This is a genomic window from Alteromonas sp. AO-Serp (assembly GCF_017849675.1).
GTDB lineage: Bacteria > Pseudomonadota > Gammaproteobacteria > Enterobacterales > Alteromonadaceae > Alteromonas > Alteromonas macleodii.
Map to the genome: position 1 here is coordinate 42,620 of NZ_JAFLMX010000284.1, position 8,618 is coordinate 51,237.

The 8,618-nt window shown below is 45.5% G+C and carries 6 protein-coding genes; 1 reads left to right on the forward strand and 5 read right to left on the reverse strand.

All coding sequences use genetic code 11. From position 1 onward, the window contains the following. Genes QVA83_RS18700 through QVA83_RS18720 form a run of 5 tightly spaced genes read right to left on the reverse strand, consistent with a single transcriptional unit; the run spans position 1 to position 6,968 of the window. Positions 1-2,901: a methyl-accepting chemotaxis protein gene (locus tag QVA83_RS18700; protein WP_131138181.1), complete on the reverse strand. Its 2,901-nt coding sequence runs from the start codon at positions 2,899-2,901 to the stop codon at positions 1-3. A gap of 51 nt (positions 2,902-2,952) precedes the next feature. Next, the gene (locus QVA83_RS18705) at positions 2,953-3,456 is read right to left on the reverse strand and encodes a chemotaxis protein CheW (protein WP_014947935.1); all 504 of its coding nucleotides are present in this window, start codon (positions 3,454-3,456) and stop codon (positions 2,953-2,955) included. Continuing rightward, positions 3,453-5,546, reverse strand: a complete 2,094-nt coding sequence (locus QVA83_RS18710) for a chemotaxis protein CheW (RefSeq protein ID WP_156077780.1) — start codon at positions 5,544-5,546, stop codon at positions 3,453-3,455. Before QVA83_RS18710 ends, QVA83_RS18705 begins: the two co-directional genes overlap by 4 nt. A 37-nt stretch (positions 5,547-5,583) precedes the next feature. Then, positions 5,584-5,949: a response regulator gene (locus QVA83_RS18715; RefSeq protein ID WP_014947933.1), complete on the reverse strand. Its 366-nt coding sequence runs from the start codon at positions 5,947-5,949 to the stop codon at positions 5,584-5,586. A gap of 56 nt (positions 5,950-6,005) precedes the next feature. Next, positions 6,006-6,968, reverse strand: a complete 963-nt coding sequence (locus QVA83_RS18720) for a methyl-accepting chemotaxis protein (RefSeq protein WP_416022892.1) — start codon at positions 6,966-6,968, stop codon at positions 6,006-6,008. 635 nt (positions 6,969-7,603) lie between these two features. Between QVA83_RS18720 and QVA83_RS18725 the strand changes: the two genes are divergently transcribed. After that, the gene (locus tag QVA83_RS18725; protein ID WP_231515012.1) at positions 7,604-8,317 is read left to right on the forward strand and encodes an HAD family hydrolase; all 714 of its coding nucleotides are present in this window, start codon (positions 7,604-7,606) and stop codon (positions 8,315-8,317) included. Positions 8,318-8,618 lie beyond the last annotated feature (301 nt).

The following is an 8,618-nucleotide window of genomic DNA, read 5'->3' on the forward strand; positions in this document are numbered from 1 at the left end:
CTAAAACGCCTCCCAATCCGACGCATCAGGTGCCGCTGGGTTCAGCGCTTTCATTCGCTGCTTGGGCACTTCACGCTCTTTAGGTAATGCTTTGCTGCCGTTTAGCGACTGAATGTCAGCATTCTGAGTGGGCTTGCGACTACTTCCCACTTTGAACACAGACACCCGTTGGGCTAGTTCACCCGATTGCTGTCTCATACTGTCTGCAGCCGCTGCTGCTTGTTCAACTAACGCAGCATTTTGCTGAGTCATTTCGTCCATTTGCACCACCGCATTGCTCACTTCCTGTATTCCGGTGGCTTGCTCAGACGATGCCGCTGCAATTTCAGACATAATGTCGTTAACGCGTTTAATTGCAGTGACGATGTTGGCCATGGTTTCCCCAGACTTATTTACCAACACGTTGCCATCACCAATTTTATCGACTGACGCAGAAATTAGCGCCTTTATGTCTTTTGCCGCCTCGGCAGAACGCTGCGCTAGCGTTCTCACCTCAGAGGCAACAACGGCAAACCCGCGACCTTGCTCGCCCGCTCTTGCAGCTTCAACTGCTGCGTTCAGTGCGAGTATGTTAGTTTGGAAAGCAATGCCATCAATAACGCCGATGATGTCAGATATACGCTGGGCAGAGTCGTTAATTTCACCCATGGTATGCACTACTTGTTCAATGACCTTTCCGCCCTCTGATGCTACTTCTGATGCCTGGCTTGCCAAGCCTTTTGCTTGATCGGCATTCTCTGCGTTCAGCTTCACTGTGCCCGTTAACTCTTCCATGGCTGACGCTGTTTCTTCTAGGCTAGACGCTTGCTGCTCGGTACGACTAGACAAATCGGCGTTGCCGGTGGCGATTTCATTTGAAGCCGTATCGATGGTTTCCACAGCGGTGTGAATTTTCACTATGGTGTCGCGCAGTTCACCAATAAAGTGATTAATAGATTCGCCAAGCACCTTAAAGTCACCTTCTAATGGCTCTTCTATCGTTTTCAGTAAATCACCGTCTGTCAGACTTGCCATAATAGACTTAATACTTTCTACCGCTAAGGTTCTTCCTGTTACGTCCGTGGCATATTTCACGACTCTAAACGGCGTGCCGTTTTGGTCTAGGATTGGGTTGTAAGAGGCTTGGATGTAAACTGGTTTTCCTGACTTGTTGAAACGCTTGTATTCTCCGCTAGCATAAACGCCTTGGCGCAATTGCTCCCAGAATGCTGCGTATTCAGGGCTGTTTTTGAAAGCAGGGTCCACAAAAATACTGTGATGCTTTCCTTTCACTTCATCTAGGGTATATCCCATCGCGGCTAAGAAGTTGCTGTTTGCGTTTAAAATTACCCCCTCAAGGTCAAACTCAATGACAGCCTGTGACTTGCTAATGGCATTTAACTGACCTTCAAAGTAGGCGTTTTTCAACTTCTCTTCGGTAATGTTAGTCGCGTATTTGACCACCCTAAACGGGTTGCCATTCATGTCTTCTATAGGGTTGTAAGAAGCTTGGATCCAAACGGCTTTTCCTGCTTTGCTTACGCGCTTAAATTCTCCTGAGAAGAAATTACCTTCTTTAAGTTCAGACCAAAAACGCTGGTACGACTCTGACTGCCTGGTTTCTTCATCTACAAATAGTTGGTGATGTTTACCTTTGATTTCGTCTAGTCGGTAGCCCATGGTGTTAAGGAAGTTGTCGTTAGCAGTAATGATAGTGCCGTCGACATCAAACTCGATCACAGCCTGAGATTTACTGATAGCGTTAATTTGTCCTTCGAAATACGCATTTTTTAACTTGTCTTGCGTTACATCGGTGGCAAATTTAACGACTTTAAATGGCTTACCCGAGCTATCGAAAATGGGGTTGTACGATGCGCGGATCCATATTTCCCTGCCACCTTTTGCAATGCGTTTATATTCACCCTCACTGTGCTCTCCGGCTTTTAAGCTTTGCCAAAAAGCAGCATATTCAGCGCTTAACTTATAGCTTGGGTCAACAAACATGCTGTGATGCTGCCCTTTAATTTCAGAAAGGCTGTAACCCATTGCGGCGAGGAAGTTTTCGTTGGCGTTAAGAATATTACCTTCTAGATCGAACTCAATAACGGCCTGTGACTTATTAATGGCAGTAATCTGTCCTTCGTAATCGGCATTTCTTTGTTTTTGCGCTGTAATATCAGAGGCAAACTTGATGATGTAATCTACGTCACCGTTGTCATCAAATACTGGGTTGTAGGTCGCTTGGATCCACACCTCTTCGCCTTGCTTGTTAATTCTGCAAAACTCGCCGCTGTGTACGTCGCCGCTTTTTAGTTTTTTCCAAAACTGCTGATATTCTTCGCTTTGAGCGTAATCACTGTCGACAAAAATGCGATGGTGCTTTCCCACCACCTCACTTTCGCTATAACCCATTGCGGATAAAAAGTTATCGTTGGCCGACAAGATTTCTCCGTCTGTCGTAAACGATATCACCGCCTGGCTTCGCATAATGGCATCGACCATACCTTTGTTGCGTTTATTTTCAGTGTTGTCCTGCCACTCGGTGACATAAAGCTGAGTGCCATTCTCGTCTATCGTTATTGTAGATGCACTTACACAAAAGCCGTGCTCAGCAAGAGAAACGAGGTGCTTATCGCCGGAAGTATGGGTAAGTAAATAGGACAGGTTTTCTGAAGAGCTTGCCCCATTTGCAATGTCGTCTATGTGCTTTCCTGATAGTGAAGACTCGCCATCGTTGACAGTAAAGTCCTTAGGGTAGGCCTTTGTCATTCGCAGGAATGCGGGAGTGTGGTAGTGAATAACCCCCGACTTGTCGATAACCAACAAGTTTGAGGCACTGGCCTTTAGAATATTCGACTTCAATAGCGAGTCGTGCTTCGCTATTTTTAACTCTTCGCCGTTCAGAAAATTAAATACGCCCATAACTAATATTTCCCAATGTCAGGTGTTTCCGTTTAGTGAAGGACCTTGTAACTACGCGTCGTCTTTTACGCTCTCAGGTGCGACTAAACCCAGCTCTTCGCTGGTTATTAAGCTTTCTATATTCACCAGAATGACCATGTTTTCATCTACATCAGCTAAACCGTGTAGATACCTGCTGTCAAAAGCTACGCCAAACTCTGGTGGCGGAAGCACTTGTTCTTCAGACAAGCGAATAACATCGGATACACCATCTACCACGATGCCAACAATACGCTCTTGAATATTCAGCATTATCACTATTGTGAAGTCGTTATATGTGGCCTCGCCTACGTTAAACTTAATGCGCAAGTCCACGATAGGAACGATGTCACCACGCAAATTAATCACGCCTTTTATGAAGGCTGGCGCATTCGCAATCTTAGTGACTTGTTCGTACCCTCTAATTTCTTTTACTGTGGTGATGTCCAAGGCGTAATGCTCATCGCCAAGCACAAAACTTAAATATTCTTTGTCCTGTCCGCCGGTAACCGCTTGATGCAAGGCAGTTTCACTCATGAAAGTAACTCCTCTATTTGACTGGAGGTATACGTTGTAGCAATGGAGTCTGCATCGATAATAAGTGCGACTTTTCCGTCGCCCATAATGGTTGCCCCCGCTATTCCAGCCACCTTACGGTAATGCTCTTCTAAGCTTTTAATCACCACCTGCTGCTGGCCGACGAGCGCATCAACCAAAACACCAAAGCGTTTTTTACTGCTTTCAAGCAACACCACAATGCCTTCTGTGGGAGAAAGCGCGGCATCCTCTACTTCCATGAAGTCGTAGAGGGGCACCAAAGGCCAGTATTGATCTCGTATATAGAGAACGGTGTCGTTGCCCAAGGTCTTCAGCTGCTGCTTAGTAGGCTGGAAGGATTCAATAATATTTAAAAGTGGGATCACGAAGATTTGCTTACCCACGGACACACACATGCCATCAACTATGGCTAGCGTGAGCGGCAGGTGAATGAAAAACGCTGAACCTTCACCGGCACTAGACTCGATATCGATACGACCGCCTATCGATTCGATATTGCGGCGCACCACATCCATACCTACCCCTCTTCCCGATACATCGGTAATGGCTTCGGCAGTTGAAAACCCAGGTTGGAATATAAGTTGCCATACTTCTGAATCAGGCATGTCATCAGATACGGTGAGCCCGTTACTTCGCGCTTTATCGAGAATTTTGTCGCGGTGAAGACCACCGCCATCATCAATAATGCTGATAATAATGCTACCGCCTTTCTGCTCGGCACTTAGAATAACCGTGCCTTTTTCTGGCTTGCCAGCAGCGACGCGTTTGTCGGGCATTTCTATGCCGTGATCGATGCTGTTGCGAACCAGATGGGTAAGGGGGTCGACAATCTTTTCAATTAAACTTTTATCAATTTCCGTGCTGCCTCCCTGGAGTACCAGTTCTACCTGCTTACCTAACTTACCAGCCAAATCTCTTACTAAACGCGGAAAACGATTAAAGGTTGCGGTTAGCGGGAGCATGCGCATAGACATCACTGATTCTTGAATTTCCCGGGTGTTTCGCTGCAGCTCGTCAATAGCTAGCTGCAGCCGCTCGCCAACTTGCCCTTCAACGTCTTGCCCTATCATAGACAGCATAGACTGGGTAATAACCAGCTCTCCGACTAAGTTAACCATGGCATCAATTTTAGTGGTGTCTACACGAATAGAGGCCGATTCACGGGCGGCGCTCTTTTTCGCTGGCGGTTTTGGTGGCGTTTTGGCTTGTGTTGTCGTGGGAGCAACGCCACTTGTTGGCGCTTTATCATTGTTAGATGTTGTTGCTGTATTTAATTGAGTACTCGCGCTTTGTGCGTTATTACTACTCGCAATTTCTAGGGAAGTATTGATATTGGTAGCTGACGGTGCGTCTTCGAAAAAACCGAAACCCTGCTCTACTTCAGCTGTTTCGGCTTTAGTCGTTTCAGTTTGTGCGTCGACTGTATTATTCGATATTTCATCATCGAAGAAGCCAAAGCCGTCATCGTCATTATTCTCACTTTCAGTGTTGTCGCCGTGAGAGAGCGCTTCGTTAACTGGCTCGTCGTCGAAAAAACCAAAACTGTCATCAGCGGCTTCAATAGCACTATTAGGCTCATCGTCAAAGAAACCAAAGCTGTCGTCCTGAGCGCTTTCGTTTTGCGCATTCACGCTTACTTCTGAAGCATCGTCACCATCGCCTGAGGCTGCGTCTGTAGATTGACCGTTGATTACGCCATTTAGAATTTTAATGCGCTCGGCAATACTGTCTTCTGGTACGGGGGTCTCATCCCGGTAGGCGTTAAGCGTGTCTTTTAAAACATCGAGAGTTTCTAAAAGCACATTTACAATGTCAGCGGTAACACTAAGCTCATTGTTGCGGGCTTTATCTAACAAGTTTTCCATCACATGCGTTAAATTCATCAACGCATCAAAACCGAAAATACCGCTGCCACCTTTAATCGAATGGGCAGCGCGAAAAATGCTATTTAGCTCTTCAGGATCAGGGGATTCAACATCTAAACTCATCAATAGCTGTTCCATATCGTCGAGATGCTCATCGCTCTCGTCGAAAAACACGCCATGAAACTGTTCTATATCGATGCTCATTCCGAATCCTTCCAGATTTTAGGAGTGGGTGGGCGATTTAGCCCAGCACGCGCTTCGTTACATCAAGAAGCTTGTTTGGATCGAAAGGCTTTACCATCCAGCCTGTGGCACCAGCGGCTTTACCTTTTGCTTTCATATCGTCGCCTGCTTCTGTAGTAAGCATAACAACAGGCGTTCTGCTGTAAGTCCCCAAACCGCGCAAATTTTTTATAAGCGTAAGGCCATCCATTCGTGGCATATTCTGATCGGTTAAAACAAAATTAAATTGCTGACTTTTGCATTTATCTAATGCATCTTGCCCGTCTTGGGCTGTCGTAACGGTATAGCCCGCACCTTTTAGGGTCATTTCTACCATCTGACGAATGGATACTGAATCGTCAACAACTAGAATGTGTTTGCTCATATGCTCACTTCTCCAAAGTAGGTCATTACTGACTGTGCTTCCTGTTCCTTGCTTAGCTAGAACAATTCGACTTCCCCAGCGTCCATAGATGTTGCAGACACAGGGTTGTGGTCATTTTTCCCTTTCGCAGCGAGTCCTTTTTGGTACTCGTTTAATGCACTGACGAAACGCTCGATATTGTTGGCATCTAACGTCGCCAACTGCTCTAAAATGAACTTGATCATATCTTGGGTATACTGAATGTGTTGGCCGTTGATATCGCCAAACTGCATACCCCGAATGGCCGCATTTATCGACTCGTCAAGCTGAGAGCCAATGTCTTCAATCTGTTTTGTGGTTACAAGGTCAGCCTCTGCTTTCTTGATAATCTCAGACAACTGCTCACTGATATGTGATTTAGCATTAACCACCTGAGAAATATCCTGCGACGCTACAAATTCAGCGGTGTCTGTGAGCTTATCTACCAGACTTCTTATGTTCTCGACCTGGGTTTTAATCACATCACTAAACTGAGTGGAGCGAGTTGAGAGCGCCCTGACTTCATCAGCAACAACAGCGAAGCCACGACCAGCCTCACCTGCTCGCGCCGCCTCTATAGCCGCATTCAAAGCAAGTAAATTAGTTTGTGCAGCGATGTCATCAATACCACTCAGTGCTTCAATTACCGTAGGCATGGCCTGTTGAATGGTTTGCACTTGCTCCATTAAGTGCTTTGTCGACGACGACATCTGTTCTGTAGAATCAATGAATTGCGTTAGTGTTCCATCGGTTTCGCGGGCGAAATTGCGCATTCGGTCGGAGTAAGACTGCGTATGCGCTTCGTCCACACTTAACAGATCTTCAATACACTCAATTTGTTGAGAAACTAGTGATTTCAAACTGCTAAAGGCGTGAGACAAGGTTTCTACTGCGTCATCCTGCGTCGATTTGATGTCCGATAAATTGGCGTCACAAGTGCCAAGTGAAACACTTAACCCCTCACTGGCTTTCTCAATATCAGTATTTCTGCTTGTCGCCATATCCGCAGCACTATTCTCTGTCGGGTATATCTCGTCGCTTTCGCTGTTATTTTTTGAGTGAATAAGGGCACAAATCACCACTGCGCCGGTTAGCACAGCGAGAGCGGCTAACGCCGATACTGAAAAGTAGAGCACCCACGAAGCGATAACTCCAATACCTGAAATAGCAAATATGGTGTTTACTACGCTCTGCTGATTTGAAGATGTGTTGTTAGCTGACAAAAAACTCTCCTTGAGAATTACGCGCGGCTTAGTTTCACCCTGAACATTCAACTGCCGGTTGCTTCTTTCAGACAAGGCAGTTGAACGAAGCAGCTAGCTTCCTATCATTATTAACAGTTCGAAGTTTCTCACTCCGCTTAAAATCACAGGTGTTAAGCCAAAAACTATCTCTTTAAAACACAGAGCAATGGCGCGTTACCTCTTTTAAAAAGTAACAACGTTATATTTCGCTGCGTTTTTACATATGAAGTAAGCGTAGTACCCATTTTGAAAAGTAGGCAAGAACATGCATAAGTTTTTTATTAAAAAAGCGTTTTTTGGCTTTAACTGCGTCTAAAAAGCGCAAACTAGTTCTTATCAGGCTTGTTTTCAGAGTATTTGGCGTAATTCCACTATGCGACAAGTACGCGACTATGCAGGTTGCTCTTTCTGAAATCGAAACATTCATGTGCGACTATGGTGCACACCACTCCCTAGTAATTTATCCATACATGCCATTAATTATTTTTGATTTCGATAACTGCTTAGCACCGGGCAATAGTGTAGGTGAAGACATATTGCTACCTCTATTCGATGTCATCGAGTCAGATAAGAGTAACGATTTAACTCCCTCTATGAGACAAGAAATGCGTCTGGATTTTTGGCGTAAACCTTTGGACTATATTGTTGAAAAATATAAGTTCTCTAAGCATTCAAAATCTGCGAGTTATGCGTACTTTTCGCAGTTGAGTATTGCGCACCCTATTGAAGGCTATGAAGACACTCATTTAGTTCATGCGTTTGAAGGGGTGAAGCTACTTGTAACTTCTGGATTCCAAAAATTTCAACATTCGAAAATTCGCCAATTGGGCGTTGAAGGTGCTTTTGAAGACATTTACTACGATGACCCAGGTAACCCGCCTAGAAAAGGCAAAGCATTCTACTTCGACATCATAGCCAAAAAATATAATACAGCTCCGAGTGAGGTATGGGTTATTGGAGACAGTGAGGAGTCAGAAATTAGTGCGGGTAATAGTTTAGGTATGAAAACGGTTCAGATACTTCGACCAGGCGTTAAAAAGTCACCCAAGGCACAATTCCATGTGTCTTCGCTTCAAGAATTTTTAAGTTTGCTACAGATGTCTTAGCGCCTGTTGGACTAGGTCTGCGATTAGCGCTAGAAAAGACATAAAGCGGAAACAAAAAAGCCCCGCATTTCTGCAAGGGCTTAAATGATGGTGCCTCGACCCGGGATTGCAACTAGCGGCGCAGCCGCAGGGGCACGTTAGCGTGTGCCTGTGTTTTTTCAACCGCCGTGATCAAAAAAGCCCTCGCATTTCTGCAAGGGCTTAAATGATGGTGCCTCGACCCGGGATTGCAACGCGCGGCGCAGCCGCAGGGGCACGTTAGCGTGTGCCTGTGTTTTTCAACCGCCGAGATCAAAAAAGC

Bases quoted from the DNA above. Each gene is read 5' to 3' on its own strand.
- QVA83_RS18725 (WP_231515012.1), top strand. From the start codon at position 7,604: ATGCAGGTTGCTCTTTCTGAAATCGAAACATTCATGTGCGACTATGGT.
- QVA83_RS18705 (WP_014947935.1), bottom strand. From the start codon at position 3,456: ATGAGTGAAACTGCCTTGCATCAAGCGGTTACCGGCGGACAGGACAAA.
- QVA83_RS18700 (WP_131138181.1), bottom strand. From the start codon at position 2,901: ATGGGCGTATTTAATTTTCTGAACGGCGAAGAGTTAAAAATAGCGAAG.
- QVA83_RS18715 (WP_014947933.1), bottom strand. From the start codon at position 5,949: ATGAGCAAACACATTCTAGTTGTTGACGATTCAGTATCCATTCGTCAG.
- QVA83_RS18710 (WP_156077780.1), bottom strand. From the start codon at position 5,546: ATGAGCATCGATATAGAACAGTTTCATGGCGTGTTTTTCGACGAGAGC.
- QVA83_RS18720 (WP_416022892.1), bottom strand. From the start codon at position 6,968: ATGGCGACAAGCAGAAATACTGATATTGAGAAAGCCAGTGAGGGGTTA.